Source organism: Kocuria salsicia, from assembly GCF_007681555.1.
GTDB classification, from domain to species: domain Bacteria; phylum Actinomycetota; class Actinomycetes; order Actinomycetales; family Micrococcaceae; genus Kocuria; species Kocuria salsicia.
Window position 1 is genome coordinate 1 of record NZ_VELE01000039.1, and the last position, 464, is coordinate 464.

General features: G+C 63.4%; 1 protein-coding gene. It reads left to right on the forward strand.

Annotated features, from left to right (window positions below):
- Positions 1 to 430, forward strand: a 430-nt coding sequence (locus FS770_RS13600) for a DDE-type integrase/transposase/recombinase (RefSeq protein ID WP_145012799.1), incomplete at its 5' end; no start/stop codon positions are given.
- Positions 431 to 464 lie beyond the last annotated feature (34 nt).

The window sequence follows — 464 nt, forward strand, 5'->3', positions numbered from 1 at the left end:
GGACGTGTTCTCAGCCCGGATCGTCGGCTACTCGATCAGCGACCGTATGAAGGCGCGACTGGCGGTGAACGCCCTGGACAACGCCGCTTCCCGCCGCGGTGACGTCGCTGGCTGCATCGTACATTCGGACCGAGGATCCCAGTTCCGGTCACGCAAATTCGTGCAGAAGTTGAACCGTCATCACCTCATCGGATCGATGGGGAGAGTCGGTGCCGCTGGGGACAACGCCGCGATGGAGTCCTTCTTCGCCCTGCTGCAAAAGAACGTCCTGGACCGGAAGCGGTGGCGGACCCGCGACGAGCTCCGGATCGCGATCGTTACCTGGATCGAACGCAAGTATCACCGCCGCCGTCGACAGGCCCGTCTGGGTCGATTGACCCCCATCGAATACGAGACCATCATGAACCCCGCCGTGAGCCTCGCGGCCTGACACCCCAACTGTCACCTGTTCGTGCGGCAGTCCC